Here is a 17782-nt window from a genome sequence, read left to right as displayed (position 1 = left end):
GGCGGGGCCGCGGCGGGCGGCCCCCCGGGACCTCAAAGATCCATCAGCAGGCGGCGCGGATCCTCGAGCGCCTCCTTCACGCGCACGAGGAAGGTGACCGCCCCCTTGCCGTCGACGATGCGGTGATCGTAGCTGAGCGCCAGATACATCATGGGTCGGATGACCACCTGGCCGTTCACGGCCACGGGGCGGTCCTGGATCTTGTGCATGCCCAGAATGCCCGACTGCGGCGGGTTGAGGATGGGCGAGGACATGAGCGAGCCGTAGACCCCGCCGTTCGAGATGGTGAAGGTGCCGCCCTGCATCTCGGCCATCGACAGCTTGCCGTCGCGCGCGCGCCGGCCCAGCTCGGCGATCTTCTTCTCGATCTGCGCGAAGCTCAGCTGGTCGGCGTCGCGCACCACCGGCACCACAAGGCCGGTGGGCGTGCCCACCGCGACGCCCATGTGGTAGTAGTTCTTGTAGACGATGTCCTGGCCGTCGATCTCGGCGTTGACCTCGGGCACTTCCTTGAGCGCGTGCACGCACGCCTTCACGAAGAAGGACATGAAGCCCAGCTTGACGCCGTGCTTCTTCTCGAACTGGTCCTTGTAGGCGTTGCGCAGCTCCATGATCGCCGACATGTCCGCCTCGTTGTAGGTGGTCAGCATGGCGGCGGTGTTCTGGGCGTCCTTGAGGCGGCGCGCGATGGTCTGGCGCAGGCGCGTCATGCGCACGCGCTCTTCGCGCGCGGCGTCCGAGGCCGCCACGGGCGGGCGCGGCGTGGCCGAGGGCGCGGGGGCCTGGGCCGGCGCGGAGGCCGCGGCGGCGATGGCGCGCTGCACGTCCTCCTTCATCACGCGGCCGTCGCGGCCGGAGCCCTGAACCTGATCGCGGGTCAGGCCGGCCTCGGCCATCAGCTTCCTGGCCGAGGGCGCGTCCTCGACATCCTTCGCGCCGGACGCGGCGGCCTGCGCGGCGGACGCCTCGGCCTGCGCGGCGGGCGCCGGGGCCGCGGCGGCGCCCTCGCCGGCGGCGATCACGGCCAGTTTGCCGCCCGCGGCGACGGTCGCGCCTTCGGGGGCCAGGATCTCGGCCAGAACGCCCGAGGCGGGGGCCGGAACCTCGACCGACACCTTGTCGGTCTCGAGCTCGCACAGGATCTCGTCGGCGCTCACGGCCTCGCCCTGCTTCTTGAACCAGGTCGCGACGGTGGCCTCGGTCACGCTTTCGCCCAGAGCGGGAACCATCACGTCAACCATGCGCGCATCCTCCTTGGCGGCGGGCTCGGGGGCGGATTTCGCTGCGGCCGCGGGGGCCGGCGCCGCAGGCTTGGCGGCCGCGCCCGCGGCCTCGTCGACGACGGCGAGCAGGGCGTCCACGCCCACGGTGTCGCCTTCCTTCGCCACGATCTCGGCGAGCACGCCCGAGGCGGGCGAGGGCACCTCGACCGTCACCTTGTCGGTTTCCAGCTCGCACAGCATCTCGTCGGCCTCGACGCGGTCGCCCGGCTTCTTGAACCAGGTCGCGACGGTGGCCTCGGTGACGGATTCGCCCAGAGTGGGAACCCTGACCTCTACGCTCATTTGTCCAGCTCCTCTCAGGCCAGCGCGTCGTTGACGAGCGCTTCCTGCTCTTGCTTGTGTTTCGTGGCGAGGCCCGTCGCCGGCGAGGCCGACGCCGCGCGGCCCGCATAGCTCGGGCGGGCGTGACGGGCCTCGATGCGGCCCAGCACCCATTCGATGTTCGGCTCGACGAAGAACCAGCCGCCCTGGTTCTTGGGCTCTTCCTGGCACCACACGATCTCGGCGTTCTTGAAGCGCGACAGCTCCTTGGTCATCGAGATGGCGGGGAAGGGATAGAACTGCTCGAGCCGCAGCAGATACACGTCCTCGAGCCCGCGCTCGTCGCGCGCCTCGAGCAGGTCGTAATAGACCTTGCCCGAGCAGATCACGACCTTGCGGATCTTCTCGTCGGGCGCGAGCTTGAGCTCCGAGCGGCCCAGCTCGGCGTCGTCGGGCAGGACGCGGTGGAAGGACGAGCCCTCGGCCATGTCGGCCAGCGACGAGACGCAGCGGCGGTGACGCAGCAGCGACTTGGGCGTCATCAGCACCAGCGGCTTGCGGAAGGTGCGGTGCAGCTGGCGGCGCAGGATGTGGAAGTAGTTCGCCGGCGTGGTGCAGTTGGCGACGATCCAGTTGTCCTCGGCCGACAGCTGCAGGAAGCGCTCGAGCCGGGCCGAGGAATGCTCGGGGCCCTGACCCTCGTAGCCGTGGGGCAGCAGCATGACCAAGCCCGACATGCGCAGCCACTTGCGCTCGCCCGAGCTGATGAACTGGTCGATCATGATCTGCGCGCCGTTGGCGAAGTCGCCGAACTGCGCCTCCCAGGCCACCAGCGCGCGCGGCTCGGCCAGCGAGTAGCCGTATTCGTAGCCCAGCACCGCGTATTCGGACAGCATCGAGTCCACGACCTCGAACTGCGCCTGGTCGGGGCGGATGTGGTTGAGCGGATACCAGCGCTCTTCCGTTTCCTGGTCGATGATGGCCGAGTGGCGCTGCGAGAAGGTGCCGCGGGTGCTGTCCTGACCGGACAGGCGCACGGGGAAGCCCTCGAGCAGAAGCGTGCCGAAGGCCAGCGCCTCGGCGGTGGCCCAGTCCACGCCCTCGCCCGTCTCGATCATCTCGCGCTTGCTTTCGAGCAGGCGCACGATGGTTCGGTGCGGGTGGAAGTTCTCGGGCAGGCGGGTCAGCGCCATGCCCACTTCCTTGAGCGTCTCGAGCGGCACGGCCGTCTCGCCGCGCTGATACTCGCCCGCGCCGGGGCCCATGCCGCTCCAGCGGCCGTCAAGCCAGTCGGCCTTGTTGGGCTTGTAGGATTTCGCGGCTTCGAACTCGTCGTTCAGAAGGGCCTGGAAACGCGCCTTCTCGTCCTCGATCTCGCCCTCGGGGATCAGGCCGTCGCGCACCAGGCGCTCGGTGTAGAGCTGCAGCGTGGTCTTGTGCTGCTTGATGCGCTTGTACATCAGCGGCTGGGTGAACATGGGCTCGTCGCCCTCGTTGTGCCCGAAGCGCCGGTAGCACCACATGTCGATGACCACGTCCTTGCCGAATTTCTGGCGGAACTCGGTCGCGACCTTGGCGGCATGGACCACGGCCTCGGGGTCGTCGCCGTTGACGTGGAAGATCGGCGCCTCGACCATCAGCGCGATGTCGGTCGGGTAGGGCGACGAGCGCGAGTTGTGCGGCGCCGTGGTGAAGCCGATCTGGTTGTTGACCACGATGTGGATGGTGCCGCCCGTGCGGTGCCCCCTGAGCCCCGACAGGCCGAAGCACTCGGCCACCACGCCCTGCCCGGCGAAGGCCGCGTCGCCATGCAGCAGCACCGGCAGCACCTGCTTGCGCTCGACGTCGCCCAGCTGCGCCTGCTTGGCGCGCACCTTGCCCAGAACGACGGGGTTCACCGCCTCGAGATGCGAGGGGTTGGCGGTCAGCGACAGGTGCACCTTGTTGCCGTCGAACTCGCGGTCCGACGAGGCGCCGAGATGGTATTTCACGTCGCCCGAGCCGTCGACGTCGTCGGGCTTGAAGCTGCCGCCCTGGAATTCGTGGAAGATGGCGCGGTAGGGCTTGCCCATCACGTTGGCCAGCACCGACAGGCGGCCGCGATGGGGCATGCCGATGACGATTTCCTTCACGCCCAGCGCGCCGCCGCGCTTGATGATCTGCTCCATCGCGGGGACCAGCGACTCGCCGCCGTCAAGGCCGAAGCGCTTGGTGCCGGTGTATTTGACGTGCAGGAACTTCTCGAAGCCCTCGGCCTCGACCAGCTTCTGGAGGATGGCCTTGCGCCCCTCCTTGGTGAAGACGATCTCCTTGCCCAGCCCCTCGATCCGCTCCTTGAGCCAGGCGGCCTCTTCGGGGTTCGAGATGTGCATGAACTGCAGCGCGAAGGTGCCGCAATAGGTGCGCTGGACGATGGCCAGGATCTCGCGCAGCGTGGCGGTTTCCAGCCCCAGGACGTTGTCGATGAAGATCGGCCGGTCCATGTCGGCTTCGTCGAAGCCGTAGGTGCGCGGGTCCAGCTCGGGATGCGGCTCGACGCGGCGCAGGCCCAGCGGGTCCAGATCGGCGATCAGATGGCCGCGGATGCGGTAGGCGCGGATCAGCATCAGCGCGCGGATCGAATCGAGCACCGCCTGGCGCGTCTGCGCGTCGGTCAGGCTGGCGCCCTTTTCCTGCGCCTTGGCCTGGAGCTTCTCGGTCAGCTTCGCGGGGGTCTTCTCCTCGCCCCACTCGCCGGTCAGGGCGGCGGTCACCTCGTCATGCGGGACGGGCGGCCAGTCGGCGCGCTGCCACGAGGGGCCGCGGGCTTCGCGCGTCACCTGATCGGGGGCGTCGCCGAGCGCCTTGAAGAAGCTGCGCCAGCTTTCGTCCACCGCGTTGGGATCCTGCGCGTAGCGGGCGTAGAGCTGCTCGACGAAAGCGGCGTTGTGGCCCTGCAGGAATGAAGTCGAATGGAAGACCTTGTTGGGGCTCTGGTCGGTCATGTTCCGCTGCGCGAAGACGCCTTGAGCGTTCGCTCCCTGGCTGATGCCCGGCGGGCCGTCCCGCCCGGCGCTGTCCGGATCACCCCTTGCCGGGGGCGCTCCGGCCGATTGCGAAGCGCGGCCCCTTTGTGGGGCCGCGCCGGTTTCTGCAAGGTTAGCGGCCCATCGCCTTGAGGACCGCCTCGCCCAGCCCGGCGGGGCTGTCGGCGACGACGAAGCCGGCCGACTTCATCGCCTCGATCTTGTCCTCGGCGCCGCCCTTGCCGCCGGCGATGATGGCGCCGGCATGGCCCATGCGCCGGCCCGGAGGGGCCGTGCGCCCGGCGATGAAGCCGGCGATGGGCTTGGCGCGGCCGCGCTTGCGCTCGTCGGCGATGAACTGGGCCGCCTGCTCTTCGGCCGAGCCGCCGATCTCGCCGATCATGATGATGGCCTCGGTCTCGTCGTCGGCCAGGAACCACTCGAGCACGTCGATATGTTCGGTCCCCTTGATCGGGTCGCCGCCGATGCCCACGCAGGTGGACTGGCCAAGGCCGACGTCGGTGGTCTGCTTGACCGCCTCGTAGGTCAGCGTGCCCGAGCGCGACACCACGCCCACCTTGCCGCGCTTGTGGATATGGCCGGGCATGATGCCGATCTTGCACGCGTCGGGGGTGATGACGCCGGGGCAGTTCGGGCCGATCAGCGTCGATTTCGAGCCCTGCAGCGCCCGCTTGACCTTCATCATGTCCAGCACCGGGATGCCCTCGGTGATGCACACGATCAGCCGCATCTCGGCGTCGATCGCCTCGAGGATCGCGTCGGCCGCGAAGGGCGGCGGAACGTAGATGGCGGTGGCGTCGGCGCCGGTGGCGGCCACGGCCTCGGCCACCGTGTCGAAGACCGGCAGGCCGATATGGGTGCTGCCGCCCTTGCCCGGCGTCACGCCGCCGACCATCTTCGTCCCGTAGGCGATCGCCTGCTCGGTGTGGAAGGTGCCCTGCGCGCCGGTCAGGCCCTGGCAGATCACCTTGGTGTTCTCATCGACGAGGACGGCCATCAGTTCGTCTCCTTCGCGGCTTTCACCGCCTTCACGATCTTCTCGGCCGCGTCGGACAGGTTGTCCGCCGCGATCACGTCCAGACCGCTTTCGTTGATGATCTTCTTGCCAAGCTCGACGTTCGTGCCCTCGAGCCGGACGACCAGCGGCACCGACAGCCCGACCTCCTTGACCGCGGCGACGATGCCCTCGGCGATGACGTCGCAGCGCATGATGCCGCCGAAGATGTTCACCAGGATGCCCTTCACGTTCGGGTCCGAGGTGATGATCTTGAAGGCCTCGGCGACCTTCTCCTTGGTGGCGCCGCCGCCCACGTCGAGGAAGTTGGCCGGCTCGCCGCCATAGAGCTTGATGATGTCCATCGTCGCCATGGCCAGGCCGGCGCCGTTGACCATGCAGCCGATCTCGCCGTCGAGCGCGATGTAGTTGAGGTCGTATTTCGACGCCTCGAGCTCCTTGGGGTCCTCTTCGCTCTCGTCGCGCAGGGCCATGATCTCGGGATGGCGGTAGAGCGCGTTCGAGTCGAAGTTCATCTTGCAGTCGAGGCAGCGCAGCCGGCCGTCGGTCATGACGATCAGCGGGTTGATCTCGAGCAGGTTGACGTCCTTCTCGACGAACAGCTTGTAGAGCTGGCCGGCCAGCTTGACGCAGTCCTTGTAGGCCTGGCCCTTGAGGCCCAGCGCGAAGGCGACCTTGCGGCCGTGGAAGCCCGACACGCCCGTCGCCGGATCGACCGAGAAGGTGACGATCTTCTCGGGGGTGGCGGCGGCGACCTCCTCGATGTCCATGCCGCCCTCGGTCGAGGCGATGAAGCTGATGCGCGAGGTCTCGCGGTCCACCAGCAGAGCCAGGTACAGCTCGCGCTCGATGTCGGCGCCTTCCTCGATGTAGATGCGGTTGACCTGCTTGCCCGCCGGGCCGGTCTGGTGGGTCACCAGCGTGCGGCCGAGCATGCGGCGCGCCTCTTCGGCGGCCTCCTCGACCGAACGCGCAAGGCGCACGCCGCCCTTGTCGCCGGCGTCCGGCTCCTTGAAGCGGCCCTTGCCGCGTCCGCCGGCGTGGATCTGGGCCTTGACCACCCAGAGCGGCCCGTCAAGCTCGCCGGCGGCGGTCTTGGCTTCTTCGGCGCGCGTGACGACGCGGCCGTCGGCCACCGGCGCCCCGTATTCCCTGAGGAGCTGCTTGGCCTGGTATTCGTGAATGTTCATGTCCTGGACGTCCTCCGAGGCGTTCCGACAGGCCGGCCGAGTTGCCGCCGCCTGCGACCCGGAGGGGCGCGCGCGGCGTCGGCGCCGGGTGCGCGCGGGCGCGGCCGACCGACGCCTTGTATCCAGTTTCCGCCCCGCGACGCAACGACGCCTTGGCGCGAAGGCCGGAAAAGCGGCTTTTGTGATCACGCGAAAAAGCGGCGTGATCACAAAACGGCGCGCATCGGCGCGGCGTGCGCCCGCGGCGCGAATCAGGGCTGGCGCGCCGGTGCGGGAATGATACACAGCGGACATGAGCAGCGCGCCCTCCGCCCCCACCCCAACCCCCGCCGCCTCCGCCGCACGCCGCTTCGACGGCGTGGCGCTGGCCATGGGGCTGGCCTTCGCGCTGATGTGGTCCAGCGCCTTCACCTCGGCCAAGTTCGTGGTCGCCGACGCGCCGCCCTTCATGGCGCTGTCGGCGCGCTTCCTCATCTCGGGGGCGCTGGCCTGCGCGCTTGCGGCGCTGATGGGGCAGCGCATGGACCTGACGCGCCGGCAATGGCTGCTGGTGGGCGTGTTCGGCGTTTGCCAGAACAGCCTTTACCTGGGGCTGAACTTCTACGCCATGACATGGGTGGATGCGGGGCTGGCGGCGGTGATCGCCAGCCTGATGCCGCTGATGGTGGCGCTGGCCGGCTGGCTGTTCCTGGGCGAGAGGCTGCGCCCGGCGGGGGCGCTGGGGCTGGCGCTGGGCGTGGCGGGGGTGGCGCTGGTCATGGGCGCGCGCGCCTCGGGCGCGGCCGACCTGGCGGGCGCGGCGCTGTGCCTGGCGGCCGCGGCGGCGCTGGCGGCGGCGACGCTGCTGGTGCGGGGCGTGTCGCCGGGCGACCGGGTGCTGATGATCGTCGGCCTGCAGATGCTGGCGGGCGCGGCGACGCTGGCGCCGGTCGCGCTGGCGTTCGAAAGCGCGGCGGATCTGCGCCTGACCGCGCCGATGCTGGCGGCCTTCGCCTACACGACGCTGGTCCCGGGCGTTCTGGCGACGGTGGTCTGGTTCCTGCTGGTCAAGCGCATCGGTCCGGTCGGGGCGGCGAGCTTTCACTTCCTGAACCCGGGCCTGGGCGTGCTCATCGCCGCGGTCATGCTGGCCGAGCCGCTGAGCTGGCGCGACGCGCTGGGCGTGGCGGTGGCGGGGGCGGGCATCTTGCTGACGCAGACGGCGCGGCGCGCGCCGCGGGCGGCGGCATGAGCGCGCATCGCCGCCACGATCCGGGCGGCAAGGTGCGGCTGCGCCTTGCGGGCGACGTGACGGGCGAGGCGGTGTTCTCGCCCTGCGGGCGCTATCGCCCCCTGCTGACGCGCGAGTATCCCGACGGCGCGGGCACGGCGCTGTGGATCGGCATGAACCCCTCGACCGCCGAGGCCGACGTCGACGACCCCACCGTGCGGCGAGAGTCGGACTACTCGCGCGCATGGGGCTTTCGCCGCTTCGTGAAGACGAACGTGATGGACTGGCGCGCCACGCGGCCGGCCGATCTGCTGGCCGAGGGCGTGGCGCCGCGCAGCCCCGTCAATCTGGACGTGATCCGCGAGCAGGCGGCGCAGGCCGATCTGATCATGCTGGCCTTCGGCGCGCTGCACCCGCGCCTGCGCCATTACGGGCGCGAGACCGTCGAGGCGCTGCGCGCCGACGGGCGCGCGCTGTTCTGCCTGGGCCTGACCAGGGACGGCGCGCCGCGCCACCCGCTTTACATGCGCAAGGACCTGCGGCCGATCCCCTTCCCCGGCTGAGGCCGCGGCGCGCATGCGCGGGAGCGGGCGGCGCGGGGCGGGCGCTCAGCCCACCTCGCAGGCCGCCATCACCGCCATGTTGAGCACGTCCGACACCGTCGCCGTGGTCGAGCACAGCTTCACCTGGCGGTCGATCCCCGTCAGGAGCGGGCCGATCACCGTGGCGCCGCCAAGCTCCTGCAGCATCTTGACCGTGATCGACGCCGAATGGCGCGCGGGCATGACCAGGATGTTGGCCGGGCCGCTCAGCCGGCAGAAGGGGTATTGCGCCATGACCTGCGCGTTGAGCGCCACGTCGGCGGTCATCTCGCCGTCATGCTCGAAATCCACGCCGCGCGCGTCCAGAACCTTGGGCGCCTCGGCCATCTTGGTCGCGCGTTCCGACACCGGATAGCCGAAGGTCGAGAAGCTGAGGAACGCCACGCGCGGCTCCAGCCCCAGATGGCGGGCCGTGCGCGCGGCCGCCTCGGCGATGTCGGCAAGATCCTCGGCGTCGGGCCATTCATGCACCAGCGTGTCGGCGATCAGGACCATGCGGCCCTTGATGATCGCGGCGGTGACGCCGACCACGCCCGATTTGGGCTGCACGTCGAAGACGTGGCCGATCAGGTCCAGCGCATGGGCCGATTTGCGCGTCGCGCCGGTGACCATGCCGTCGACCTGCCCGTGCGCGGTCATCAGCGCCGCGAAGACGTGCCGGTCGCGCGAGGCCAGGCGGTGGCAGTCGCGCGCGTCGAAGCCCTTGCGCTGAAGCCGGCGGTAGAGGAAGTCCTCGTAGCGGGCGAGATGGGGCGTGTTGGCGGCGTTGGCGATCTCGAGCTCGTCGAACGCCTCGGGCATGCCGGCGGCTTCGAGAATGGCGCGCACCTGCTCTTCGCGGCCGACGACGACAGGCTTGCCCAGCCCGGCGCGGCCGAAGGCGACGGCGGCGCGCACCACGCGCTCGTCGTCGCCCTCGGCGAAGCAGATGCGGGCCTGGCGCGCGCGCGCGCGGGCGAACAGCGCCTGCAGGATCGAGGCGGTGGGGTCCATGCGCGCCTTGAGCGACAGCTCGTAGGCGTCCCAGTCCTCGATCGGGCGGCGGGCGGCGCCGCTTTCCATGCCCGCGCGCGCCACGGCCATGGGAACGACATGGATCAGCCGCGGATCGAACGGGGTGGGGATGATGTAGTCGGGCCCGAAGCTGAGCTTCTGCCCGTAGGCCAGGGCGACCTCGTCGGGCACGTCGTGGCGCGCCAGATCGGCCAAGGCGTGCGCGGCGGCCAGCTTCATCTCTTCGTTGATCGAGCGGGCGTGGATGTCGAGCGCCCCGCGGAACAGATAGGGAAAGCCGAGGACGTTGTTGATCTGGTTCGGATAGTCCGAGCGCCCCGTGGCGACGATGGCGTCGGCGCGCACGGCGCGGGCCTCTTCGGGGGTGATCTCGGGGTCGGGATTGGCCATGGCGAAGATGACCGGGTTCGGCGCCATGGCGCGCAGCATCTCGGCGGTCACGGCCCCCTTGGCGGACACGCCCAGGAACACGTCCGCGCCGCGCATGGCGTCCTCGAGCGTGCGGTCGGCGGTGTCGGCCGCATGGGCGGCCTTCCACTGGTTCATGCCCCGCTCGCGGCCGCGATATATGACCCCGCGCGTGTCGCACAGGATGCAGTTGTCGTGCCGGGCGCCCAGCGCCTTGACCAGCTCGATGCAGGCGATGCCGGCCGCCCCGGCGCCGTTGACCACGATCTTGCAGTCCTCGATGCGCTTGCCCGTCAGGTGCAGGGCGTTGATCAGGCCGGCGACGCAGATCACCGCCGTGCCGTGCTGGTCGTCGTGAAAGACGGGGATGTCGAGCTCGTCCTTCAGGCGCTGCTCGATGATGAAGCACTCGGGCGCCTTGATGTCCTCGAGGTTGATGCCCCCGAAGCTGGGCGCCAGCAGCCGCACCGCGTCGCAGAAGGCGTCGGGGTCCTCGGTGGCCAGTTCGAGGTCGATGGCGTCGACGTCCGCGAAGCGCTTGAACAGCGCGGCCTTGCCCTCCATCACCGGCTTGGCGGCCAGCGCGCCCAGATTGCCCATGCCCAGGATGGCCGTGCCGTTGGTGATGACCGCGACCATGTTCCCGCGCGAGGTGTATTCGTAGCTGGCCATCGGGTCGGCCGCGATGGCGCGCACCGGCGCCGCGACTCCGGGCGAGTAGGCCAGCGACAGGTCGCGCTGCGTGGCCATGGGAACGGACGCCGACACCTGCAGCTTGCCGGGGCGGGGAAGGCGGTGGAAGGCCAGGGCTTCCTTGTCGAGCTGCGCGTTGCGGTCGGTCATCTGGGCTCCGTTGGTAATTTTATTGCGCGACGGTCGCGGTTTTTGTTCGTTTATCGCGCCGCGCAGGCGGCCGCAAGCGCAGTTTTCGCGCCGGTTCCGTCGCGCCGCGCGCCATGCTATCCGCCCTTGGGGATCCGACGGACGGACAGGACATGACCCGGAGCAACACCAAGCCGGCGCAGGGCGGCGTCGACGTCGCCGGCGCCACGCCGATGATGGCGCAGTATCTGGAGATCAAGTCGCGCTATCCCGACGCGCTGCTGTTCTACCGGATGGGCGATTTCTACGAGCTGTTCTTCGAGGACGCGGTGCAGGCGGCCGCGGCGCTGGACATCGCGCTGACGCGGCGGGGCAAGCATCTGGGCCGCGACATCGAGATGTGCGGCGTGCCGCATCACTCGGCCGAAAGCTATCTGCAGACCCTGATCCGCAAGGGTTTCCGCGTTGCGGTGTGCGAGCAGCTCGAGGATCCGGCCGAGGCGAAGAAGCGCGGCCACAAGGCCGTGGTCAAGCGCGACGTGGTGCGCCTGGTCACCCCCGGCACGCTGACCGAGGACAGCCTGCTGGACGCGCGCTCGCACAACTACCTGGCCGCATGGGCCGAGATCCGCGGCGAGGGAGCGGTGGCGTGGCTCGACGTCTCGACGGGCGATTTCCACGTCGCCGCCTGCCCGCGCCCGGCGCTGGGGCCGATGCTGGCGCGGCTGGCGCCGTCCGAGCTGCTGGCCTCGGAGGCCGCGGCGGGCGACGAGGCGCTGGGCTCGCTGGCGCGCGAGGCGGGGGCGGTGCTGACCCCGCTGCCCCGGTCCAGCTTCGACAGCGCCGGCGCCGAGGCGCGGCTCAAGGCCCTGTTCGGGGTCGAGGCGCTGGACGCCTACGGCGCCTTCGCCCGCCCGCAGCTGGCGGCGATGGGCGCGGTGGTGGCCTATGTCGAGCTGACCCAGCGCGGCAAGCTGCCCATGATCCGCCCGCCCGCGGTCGAGGGGCCGGGCGGGGCCATGCGGCTGGATGCGGCGACGCGCCGCAATCTCGAGCTGACGCGCACCCTGTCAGGCCGGCGCGAGGGCTCTTTGCTGGCGGCCATCGACCGCACGGTGACGGGGGCGGGGGCGCGGCTGCTCGAGACGCGGCTGGCGGCGCCTTCGACCGACCGCGACGAGATCGCCGCGCGCCACGACGCCGTGGACTGGTTCCTGGACCGGCGCGACCTTGCCGGCGCCGCCCGCGAGGCGCTGCGCAAGACGCCCGAGATCGAGCGCGCGCTGGGGCGCCTTGCGCTCGAGCGCGGGGGGCCGCGCGACCTGGCCGCGATCCGCGATGCGCTGGCCCGCGCCCAGGATCTGGCGGCGGCGCTGTCGGGGGCCGAGGCGCCCGCGCGCATCGCCCGCGCGCTCGAGGCGCTGTGCGGACACGACGCGCTGGTGGGCCTTCTGGACGCGGCGCTGATCGCCGAGCCGCCGCTCATGGCGCGCGACGGCGGCTTCATCGCGCCCGGCTTCGACCCCGAGCTGGACGAGGCGCGCAGCCTGCGCGACGAGGGCCGCGGCGTGATCGCCCGCCTGCAGGGAAGCTATGTCGAGCGCACCGGGATCAACGCGCTCAAGATCAAGCACAACAACGTGCTGGGCTATTTCGTCGAAACCCCGGCCACGCACGCGTCGCGGATGATGTCCGAGCCGCTGTCGCAGACCTTCATCCACCGCCAGACGCTGGCCAACGCGGTGCGCTTCACCACCGTCGAGCTGTCCGAGCTGGAGACGCGCATCCACAACGCCGGCGCCCGCGCGCTCGAGATCGAGCAGCGCCGCTTTCAGGAGCTGCGCGCCGCCGTGCTCGAGCGCGCCCCCGCCATCGCCGCCGCCGCGCGCGCGCTGGCCGAGATCGACCTGTCGGCGGCGCTGGCCGAGCTTGCCGCGCAAGAGGACTGGACCCGCCCGCAGATCCTGCCGGGGCGCGAGTTCGAGATCGAGGACGGCCGCCACCCGGTCGTCGAGCAGGCCCTGCGGCGCGCGGGCGAAAGCTTCGTGCCCAACGACTGCGACCTGAGCGCCGAGGGCGACGACGCCCGCCCCGTCTGGCTTCTGACCGGCCCGAACATGGCGGGCAAGTCCACCTTCCTGCGGCAGAACGCGCTCATCGCCGTGCTGGCGCAGATGGGCGCCTTCGTGCCGGCGGCGCGCGCGCGCATCGGCGTCGTCGATCAGCTGTTCAGCCGCGTCGGCGCGGCCGACGATCTGGCGCGCGGGCGCTCGACCTTCATGGTCGAGATGGTCGAGACCGCCGCCATCCTCAACCAGGCGGGCCCGCGCGCGCTGGTCATCCTCGACGAGATCGGGCGCGGCACCTCGACCTATGACGGGCTGTCCATCGCCTGGGCGACGCTCGAGCATCTGCACGACGTCAACCGCTGCCGCACGCTTTTCGCCACCCATTATCACGAGCTCACCGCCCTGGCGGCCCGCCTGCCCGGCCTGCGCAACGCCTCGGTCGCGGTGCGCGAGTGGGAGGGCGAGGTGATCTTCCTGCACGAGGTGCGCCCGGGCGCCGCCGACCGGTCCTACGGCGTGCAGGTGGCGCGGCTGGCCGGCCTGCCCGAGGCGGTGATCGCCCGCGCGCGCGAGGTGCTCGAGGCGCTCGAGCGCGGCGACCGCCGCGAGGGGGGCGAGCGCGTGCGGGCGCTGGCGGACGATCTGCCGCTGTTCTCGGCGGCCCGCCCGGCGCCCGCCCCGGCGCCGGCGCGCGCGCCCTCGCAGGTTGAGCGGCGCCTGCGCGAGCTTTCGCCCGACGACATGACGCCGCGCCAGGCGCTCGAGCTGCTCTACGAGCTGCGCGATCTGCTCGACGACGCAGGGTAAGCGCGCCCCCGCGGGCGGCGCGAAGCCTGTCCACGCTTGACTTTGCCCGCGATTACGGTGTTGTGGGGCGGCGATCGAACGACGCATTGTCCGAGAACGGAGGGACCACCCGTGAAGAAAGATGAACTCGTCACCGCGCTTGCCGAGGCCAGCGGCGAGACCAAGTCCAGCGTCGCCGCCGTGCTGGCCGCGCTTCCGCGCGTCGCCGAGGCCGCGCTGAAGCAGGGCAAGACCGTGACGATCAACGGTCTGGGCAAGATCGACGCGGCCGAGCGCGCCGCGCGCGAAGTGCGCAACCCGCAGACCGGCGAGAAGAAGATGGCCGAGGCCCACATGGCCCCGCGCTTCAAGTTCGCCGCGCCGTTCAAGGCCGCCATCCGCGGCTGAGGCCGGATCCGGGCGGGCCGCCGCGGTCCGCCCGGCCCGCGCCTTGCGGCCTCGGGGCCGTGCGGCGCGGTCAGACGCCGCCTTCGCCGGGCGGCCGCGGGCTCTGGTCGGCGGGGGGGCGTTCGCCCTCGGGACGCGTCCAGATGAAGATCCCGACGCACAGCAGCGCCGGCGCCTGCGCCGCCAGCACCCAAAGCGGCGCGCCCAGGGCCACCGACATCCCGAACACGAAGCACAGCGACGCCAGCGCCCACAGCTTGAGCGGGCGGCGGATGGCGCCGTTCCTGCGCCAGTCGAGAATGGGCTTGCCCAGCACGGGATGCGAGATCAGCCAGTCGTGAAACGCCGGCGAGGACCGCGCGAAGGCGTAGGCCGCCAGCAGCAGGAACGGCACCGTCGGCATCAGCGGCAGCACGATGCCGATGACCGCCAGAAGCAGGCTGAGCGCGCCGACCAGGAACCAGAACACCTTCATGGGGCCTGTCTAGCGCCTGCGGGCGCGCAGGGCGAGGGCGTTCAGGCCACAAGCTCGCGCAGCGCCGCATCCAGCAGCGCGCGCCCCTTGCGCGTGGCGGCGAGGCGCTCGGCGCGCCAGGTCAGGACTCCTTGCTCGACCAGCCGCGCCACCCGCTCGGGGTCCAGCGGACGCCCGCCCAGCCGGGCATGGCGCGCGGGGTCGGTCCCTTCGGCCAGGCGCAGCGACATGAGCAGGTATTCGGCGGCCTGATCCTCGGGGGCGATCTCTTCGAAGGACGCGGCCGGACGGCCCGCGCGCATCGCCTCGAGCCAGGCGCCGGGCGCGCGCAGGTTCTCGGTCGCCAGGCGGCGGCCCTCGACCGTCAGGCGGCCATGGGCGCCGGGACCCGCGCCGACATAGTCGCCATAGCGCCAGTAGATCAGGTTGTGGCGGCTCTCGTCGCCCGGGCGGGCGTGGTTCGAGATCTCGTAGGCGGGCATGCCGGCGGCCTCGCACAGCTCCTGCGTCAGCTCGTACATGCGCGCGGCGTCGTCGTCGGCGGGCAGGCCGCGCAGGCGGCCGCGCGCGTGCAGCTGGGCGAAGCGGGTGCCCGGCTCGATGGTCAGCTGGTAGAGCGACAAATGGTCCGCCGCCAGGTCCAGCGCGCGGCGCAGCTCGGCCTCCCACGCCTGCGGGGTCTGGTTCTGGCGCGCATAGATCAGATCGAAGCTGACCCGTCGGAAGACGGCGCGCGCCACGTCGAAGGCGGCCATGGCCTCGGCCGCGCCATGCGTGCGCCCCAGCGCGCGCAGGTCGGCGTCGTTCAGCGCCTGCACCCCCATCGAGACGCGGTTGACCCCCGCGGCCGCGTAGCCGCGAAAGGCGGCCGCCTCGACCGAGGTGGGGTTGGCCTCGAGGGTGATCTCGGCGCCGGGCTCGAAGCCCCACAGCCGATCGACGGCGTCGATCAGCGCGGCGACGGTGGCCGGCGGCATGAGGCTGGGCGTGCCGCCGCCGAAGAACATCGTGCGCGCCCGCCGCCCCGGGGTCAGGCGCGCGGCGGCTTCGAGATCGGCGATCAGCGCCTGGCGCCAGGCGTCATGGTCGACATGGGCCGAGACGTGCGAGTTGAAGTCGCAATAGGGGCATTTCGACTTGCAGAACGGCCAGTGGACGTAGATCCCGAAGCCGCCCGCGCGCCAGTCCTCGGTTGCGCCGGGGTCGGGTGCGGGTGCGGGGGCGGTGGCGCGGTTGGGGTCGGGAGCGGGGTCGGGTGCGCCCTCCGGCGCCGAGGGGCGGGGCGCCGGCCGGGCGGCGGGCGGCGCGTCGCCGGGGCGGATGGCGAAGGGTTCGGGCGGCATGGGGCGTCCTTTCCGGGCGCGGGCGGCGCTCAGACGTCGCGCAGCGCCGTCGCCTCGATCTCGATCTTCATCTCGGGGCGCAGCAGCCCGGCCACGATCAGCGTCGCGGCGGGCGGCGCGTCGCCCAGCCAGCGGCGCACGACGGGCGCCGCCGCCTGCCAGTGGGCGGGATCGGTGACGTGATACTGCACGCGCACGATGTCGCGCATCGAGAAGCCCGCCTCGCGCAGGGTGCGGGCGATGGTGGCGAAGGCGTTCTCGGCCTGCTCGGCGGCGCTCTCGGGCATGGTCATGTCGGCGTAGTCGTAGCCGGTGGTCCCCGAGACGAAGCACCACGGCCCGCGCACGACGGCGCGCGAATAGGCGTAGTCGCGCTCGAAGCTCGAGCCGGTCGAGATGCGCCGCACGCTCATGCGCCCTGCTCGAGCTTGCGGCGCAGCAGCGCGACGGCGCGGGCGCGGTGCGACATGGCGTTCTTCTCGGCCGGGTCCATCTGCGCGAAGGTCAGCGCGTGGCCCTCGGGCTGGAAGATCGGGTCGTAGCCATGCCCCAGCGCCCCGCGCATGGGCCAGACGAAGGTTCCCTCGACCTCGCCGCGGAACAGCTCGTCATGCCCGTCGGGCCAGGCCAGGCACAGCACGCACACGAAGCGCGCCCGCCAGGGCTGCGGCGCGCCCGAGCGCAGCAGCTCGTCATGGGCGCGGCGCATGGCCATGACGAAGTCGCGCCCCTGGGGCGTTTCGGCCCAGTCGGCGGTGCGCACGCCCGGCGCGCCGCCCAGCGGGTCGATGGCGATTCCGCTGTCGTCGGCGAGGGCGGGCATCTGCGCCGCCCTGGCGGCCGCGTGGGCCTTGATGCGGGCGTTGCCCTCGAACGTGTCCTCGGTCTCGGCCGGTTCGGGCAGGCCCAGCTCGGCGGCCGAGACGGGCGCAAGCCCATAGGGCGCCAGCAGCGCGCGGAATTCCTCGAGCTTGCCGGCGTTGTGGGTGGCGATCAGCAGCCGCGGGCCGGTCAGCTTGCGGCTCATGCGCCCTCCACCGCCGCCTTCTGCGCGGCGACCAGCTGGGCCACGCCCTTGTGCGCCAGCTCGAGCATCACGTCCAGTTCCTGGCGGCTGAAGGGCGCGCCCTCGGCCGACATCTGCACCTCGACCAGGCCGCCCGAGCCGGTCATGACGATGTTCGCGTCGGCGCCGGCCTCGCTGTCCTCGGCATAGTCCAGATCCAGCACCGGGCGTCCGCCATGGATGCCGCACGAAACCGCCGCCACGTGATCGACGATGGGGTTCTCGGACACCTCGCCCGCGCGCACCAGCTTCTCGGCGGCAAGGCGCAGCGCCACCCAGCCGCCGGTGATGGCGGCGCAGCGGGTGCCGCCGTCGGCCTGGATGACGTCGCAATCGACGGTGATCTGGCGCTCGCCCAGAACGACGCGGTCCACGCCCGCGCGCAGGGCGCGGCCGATCAGGCGCTGGATTTCCTGCGTGCGGCCCGACTGCTTGCCCAGCGCCGCCTCGCGGCGGTTGCGGGTGTTGGTGGCGCGGGGCAGCATGCCGTATTCGGCCGTGACCCAGCCAAGGCCCGAATTGCGCATCCAGGGCGGGGTGCGATCCTCGATCGAGGCGGTGCACAGAACATGGGTGTCGCCCATGCGGATCAGGCACGAGCCTTCGGCGTGCTTGGCGACGCCGGTTTCGATGGAGACGGGGCGGAGCTGGTCCGCTTCGCGGCCGGATGGGCGCATGTGCAATGTCCTCGTGGCTTTCCTACGGCGCCTGTCATACTCTTGGCGCGCGCCGGGGTCCATGCCTTGCCCGGGGCGCGGGGGCCGATTGACCGAGCGGGCGGCGGCGCCTAGATTCCGGACATGA

14 protein-coding genes are annotated in these 17782 nt (G+C 71.3%); 4 read left to right on the top strand and 10 right to left on the bottom strand.

The features are described 5' to 3' along the window. Nucleotides 1-32: 32 nt before the first annotated feature. The 4 genes from odhB to sucC form a co-directional block, all read right to left on the bottom strand. Nucleotides 33-1565 carry a 2-oxoglutarate dehydrogenase complex dihydrolipoyllysine-residue succinyltransferase gene (gene odhB, locus BMW67_RS01830; RefSeq protein ID WP_072746922.1) on the bottom strand — a complete coding sequence of 511 codons (1533 nt, stop codon included), beginning with the start codon at nt 1563-1565 and terminating at the stop codon, nt 33-35. Between the two features lie 14 nt (nt 1566-1579). Beyond that, nucleotides 1580-4528 (bottom strand): 2-oxoglutarate dehydrogenase E1 component, encoded by a 2949-nt coding sequence (locus tag BMW67_RS01825; RefSeq protein ID WP_072746921.1) that lies wholly within the window; start codon nt 4526-4528, stop codon nt 1580-1582. A gap of 154 nt (nt 4529-4682) precedes the next feature. Next, a complete protein-coding gene (gene sucD / locus BMW67_RS01820; protein WP_072746920.1) occupies nt 4683-5567 on the bottom strand; it encodes a succinate--CoA ligase subunit alpha in 885 nt (294 codons plus the stop codon). Continuing rightward, nucleotides 5567-6775 carry an ADP-forming succinate--CoA ligase subunit beta gene (gene sucC / locus BMW67_RS01815; protein ID WP_072746919.1) on the bottom strand — a complete coding sequence of 403 codons (1209 nt, stop codon included), beginning with the start codon at nt 6773-6775 and terminating at the stop codon, nt 5567-5569. The genes sucD and sucC overlap by 1 nt, the downstream gene beginning before the upstream one ends. Nucleotides 6776-7145: 370 nt before the next feature. Here sucC and BMW67_RS01810 point away from each other — a divergent pair, with 370 nt between their 5' ends. Beyond that, entirely contained in the window at nt 7146-8006 is an 861-nt protein-coding gene (locus BMW67_RS01810; RefSeq protein WP_072746978.1) for a DMT family transporter, read from the top strand. Then, nucleotides 8003-8548, top strand: coding sequence for a DUF1643 domain-containing protein (locus tag BMW67_RS01805; RefSeq protein ID WP_083581226.1), 546 nt, complete (start codon nt 8003-8005; stop codon nt 8546-8548). The genes BMW67_RS01810 and BMW67_RS01805 overlap by 4 nt, the downstream gene beginning before the upstream one ends. Before the next feature lie 45 nt (nt 8549-8593). Here the strand turns inward: BMW67_RS01805 and BMW67_RS01800 are convergent, their stop codons facing one another. Then, complete coding sequence (locus tag BMW67_RS01800; protein ID WP_072746918.1) at nt 8594-10852, bottom strand: NADP-dependent malic enzyme; 2259 nt, start codon at nt 10850-10852, stop codon at nt 8594-8596. A 152-nt stretch (nt 10853-11004) separates the two neighbouring features. On the opposite strand from BMW67_RS01800, the gene mutS reads away from it, so the two are divergent. Together mutS and BMW67_RS01790 are read left to right on the top strand one after the other, a co-directional pair. Further along, nucleotides 11005-13707, top strand: coding sequence for a DNA mismatch repair protein MutS (mutS, locus tag BMW67_RS01795; RefSeq protein WP_072746917.1), 2703 nt, complete (start codon nt 11005-11007; stop codon nt 13705-13707). Nucleotides 13708-13818: 111 nt separating this feature from the next. Beyond that, nucleotides 13819-14094 carry an HU family DNA-binding protein gene (locus BMW67_RS01790; RefSeq protein ID WP_072746916.1) on the top strand — a complete coding sequence of 92 codons (276 nt, stop codon included), beginning with the start codon at nt 13819-13821 and terminating at the stop codon, nt 14092-14094. Between the two features lie 70 nt (nt 14095-14164). On the opposite strand, the gene BMW67_RS01785 is transcribed toward BMW67_RS01790, so the two are convergent. From BMW67_RS01785 to rph, 5 genes are read right to left on the bottom strand one after another with little or no spacing between them, the layout of a single operon-like run. Further along, nucleotides 14165-14569: a YbaN family protein gene (locus BMW67_RS01785; RefSeq protein WP_072746915.1), complete on the bottom strand. Its 405-nt coding sequence runs from the start codon at nt 14567-14569 to the stop codon at nt 14165-14167. A 41-nt stretch (nt 14570-14610) separates the two neighbouring features. After that, nucleotides 14611-15912 (bottom strand): radical SAM family heme chaperone HemW, encoded by a 1302-nt coding sequence (gene hemW / locus BMW67_RS01780; protein WP_083581225.1) that lies wholly within the window; start codon nt 15910-15912, stop codon nt 14611-14613. 29 nt (nt 15913-15941) lie between these two features. Beyond that, complete coding sequence (locus BMW67_RS01775) at nt 15942-16319, bottom strand: RidA family protein (RefSeq protein ID WP_072746976.1); 378 nt, start codon at nt 16317-16319, stop codon at nt 15942-15944. A gap of 2 nt (nt 16320-16321) precedes the next feature. Then, the gene (locus BMW67_RS01770) at nt 16322-16939 is read right to left on the bottom strand and encodes a non-canonical purine NTP pyrophosphatase (protein ID WP_072746914.1); all 618 of its coding nucleotides are present in this window, start codon (nt 16937-16939) and stop codon (nt 16322-16324) included. Further along, nucleotides 16936-17655, bottom strand: coding sequence for a ribonuclease PH (gene rph, locus BMW67_RS01765; protein WP_072746913.1), 720 nt, complete (start codon nt 17653-17655; stop codon nt 16936-16938). The genes BMW67_RS01770 and rph overlap by 4 nt, the downstream gene beginning before the upstream one ends. Nucleotides 17656-17782 lie beyond the last annotated feature (127 nt).

This window comes from Oceanicella actignis (assembly GCF_900111545.1).
Taxonomy (GTDB): Bacteria; Pseudomonadota; Alphaproteobacteria; order Rhodobacterales; family Rhodobacteraceae; genus Oceanicella; species Oceanicella actignis.
Note: the sequence above shows the minus strand (reverse complement) of the source record. Positions and strands in the feature narration are given on the sequence as shown.

Bases quoted from the DNA above. Each gene is read 5' to 3' on its own strand.
- odhB (WP_072746922.1), bottom strand. From the start codon at position 1,565: ATGAGCGTAGAGGTCAGGGTTCCCACTCTGGGCGAATCCGTCACCGAG.
- BMW67_RS01825 (WP_072746921.1), bottom strand. From the start codon at position 4,528: ATGACCGACCAGAGCCCCAACAAGGTCTTCCATTCGACTTCATTCCTG.
- sucD (WP_072746920.1), bottom strand. From the start codon at position 5,567: ATGGCCGTCCTCGTCGATGAGAACACCAAGGTGATCTGCCAGGGCCTG.
- sucC (WP_072746919.1), bottom strand. From the start codon at position 6,775: ATGAACATTCACGAATACCAGGCCAAGCAGCTCCTCAGGGAATACGGG.
- BMW67_RS01810 (WP_072746978.1), top strand. From the start codon at position 7,146: ATGGGGCTGGCCTTCGCGCTGATGTGGTCCAGCGCCTTCACCTCGGCC.
- BMW67_RS01805 (WP_083581226.1), top strand. From the start codon at position 8,003: ATGAGCGCGCATCGCCGCCACGATCCGGGCGGCAAGGTGCGGCTGCGC.
- BMW67_RS01800 (WP_072746918.1), bottom strand. From the start codon at position 10,852: ATGACCGACCGCAACGCGCAGCTCGACAAGGAAGCCCTGGCCTTCCAC.
- mutS (WP_072746917.1), top strand. From the start codon at position 11,005: ATGACCCGGAGCAACACCAAGCCGGCGCAGGGCGGCGTCGACGTCGCC.
- BMW67_RS01785 (WP_072746915.1), bottom strand. From the start codon at position 14,569: ATGAAGGTGTTCTGGTTCCTGGTCGGCGCGCTCAGCCTGCTTCTGGCG.
- hemW (WP_083581225.1), bottom strand. From the start codon at position 15,912: ATGCCGCCCGAACCCTTCGCCATCCGCCCCGGCGACGCGCCGCCCGCC.
- BMW67_RS01770 (WP_072746914.1), bottom strand. From the start codon at position 16,939: ATGAGCCGCAAGCTGACCGGCCCGCGGCTGCTGATCGCCACCCACAAC.
- rph (WP_072746913.1), bottom strand. From the start codon at position 17,655: ATGCGCCCATCCGGCCGCGAAGCGGACCAGCTCCGCCCCGTCTCCATC.